Source organism: Roseomonas rosulenta (assembly GCF_016106005.1).
GTDB lineage: Bacteria > Pseudomonadota > Alphaproteobacteria > Acetobacterales > Acetobacteraceae > Neoroseomonas > Neoroseomonas rosulenta.
This window is the reverse complement of sequence record NZ_JACADR010000480.1, coordinates 1-1,845: the sequence shown is the minus strand read 5'-3', so window position 1 is coordinate 1,845 and position 1,845 is coordinate 1. Positions and strand designations below refer to the sequence as shown.

General features: G+C 75.8%; 2 protein-coding genes. Both read left to right on the top strand.

The window, feature by feature from the left end; all coding sequences use genetic code 11:
• A partial coding sequence (locus HW578_RS26065; RefSeq protein ID WP_198373617.1) for an SH3 domain-containing protein occupies positions 1-822 on the top strand: 822 nt, incomplete at its 5' end.
• 14 nt (positions 823-836) lie between these two features.
• The coding region (locus HW578_RS26060) for a WD40 repeat domain-containing protein (protein WP_369407984.1) at positions 837-1,845 on the top strand (1,009 nt) is incomplete at its 3' end.

Below are 1,845 nucleotides of genomic sequence, written 5' to 3'. Positions count from 1 at the left end.
ACGGGCGCGATCGCAGGCGGGGGCATCGCCGCCGCGACCGGGCGGCGCGGCTCCGACATCCTGGCGGGTGCCGCGATCGGCGCGCTGGCCGGCGCGCTGATCGGCGGCACCGCCGGCTACCTCCAGGCCCGCCAGCGCCAGTCGCAGGACCAGGGCGCGCTGGTCCAGGCCGTGGGCGGCGACCTTGCCAACGAGAACCGCCAGCTCGAGGCGACGCAGCTTGCCTTCAACCAGCTGGTCGATTGCCGCGTGAACACCGCGAACCGGATCCGCGCCGATGTGCGCAGCGGGCGCATCTCGCGCGACCAGGGCATGGCGCTGATGACCTACCAGCGCGACCTGATGCGCCGCGACGTGGCGCTCGCGCAGACCATCAACGAGAAGATCGGCACCCGCGGCGGCGAGTTCGACACCGCCATCGAGACCATCGCGCCCGGCACCAAGGGCCAGGTGCAGGCCCGCCGCACCGCGACACCGGTGCCCACCACCGCGCGCGTCTCGGCCCCCATCCGCATCCGCCCCGACGGCGCCGCCGCGCAGGTCGGCCAGCTGGCGCCGAACGAGCGCGTGACGGTCCGCCCGGCCGAGGGGAATTTCGCGCAGGTCGAGACATCCTCCGGCGTGGTCGGCTTCGTCCCGGCCAGCGCAGTGGGCGTGCGCGGCCTGGGCAGCCCGACCGCGGCCGTGGCTGGGCGCGGCGCCGATGGCGAGTTCCGCCAGCTCGCCGCGACCAACATCGCCCGGCGCGACAACTTCTCCGAAAGCGTCCAGAACGCCGATCGCCTGGCCCAGGGCCAGGGCTTCGAACTGGCCGGGGTCTGAGGCGGCCCCCGCGATTGCCCGCCGCGGCTGAGCTGCGAGCCTCGGGGCGCCGGCCAGGATCCTGGCTCGGCGCCCTTCTGCTTGCGGCGCTGCTCGCCCTGCTGCCGGCAACGCCCGCCCATCTGCAGGCGGTGGCCGAGCCGCCGCAGCAGCCCTTCCTGCTGATCGAGGCCGAGGCGCATATCGCCTCGGTCGGGCGGCTCGCGATCGACGCGGCCGGATCGGTGCTCGCCTCGGTCTCCGACGACAAGACGCTGCGGCTGTGGAACCTGCCGGAGGGAACGCCGCGGCTGACCATCCGCCCGCCCATGGGCCCCGGGCCGGAAGGCGAGCTCTATGCCGTGGCCATGGCGCCCGACGGCGCGCGCGTGGCCGCGGGCGGCTTCACCGCGCCGAGCTGGGACGGGCGCTTCGCCGTCTACATCTTCGACGCCCGCACCGGGCGGCTGTTCGCGCGCCTGCCGGGCCTCGCCGCGCCGGTGCAGCACCTGGCCTATTCGGCGGATGGCACGCGGCTCGCGGCCGCACTCGGCGGGCGCGCCGGCATCAAGGTCTGGGATGCGAGCAACGGCCGCCTGCTGTTCGAGGACACGTCCTACACCGCGCCGGCGCGCATGGTTGCCTTCGATGCGCAGGGGCGGCTCGCCTCCAGCTCGGCCGATGGCGCGGTGCGGATCTATGCGGCGGACGGGCGGCGGCTCGCGCAGCGCGCGCCGGTGCAGGGGGCGCGCGCCTATGGCATCGCCTTCTCGCCGGATGGCTCCCTGGTGGCCGTCGGCTTCGAGGACCGCATGCGCGTCGAGGTGCTCGCCGCCGCCGACCTGCGCACGGTCTTCGTGCCGGACGTGACAGGCCTGGCCGGCGAGGGCCTGCCGGCGGTGGCCTGGGCGCATGACGGACGCGGCGGCGTGCAACTCCATGCCGCGGGCTATGCACGGCAGAGCCGCGCGCCGGCGGCCCCCGCGGCAGGCCAGCCCCTGCGCGGGGCGGCGCCGCCCGGCGGTTCCTCCGTCTCGAGCCCGG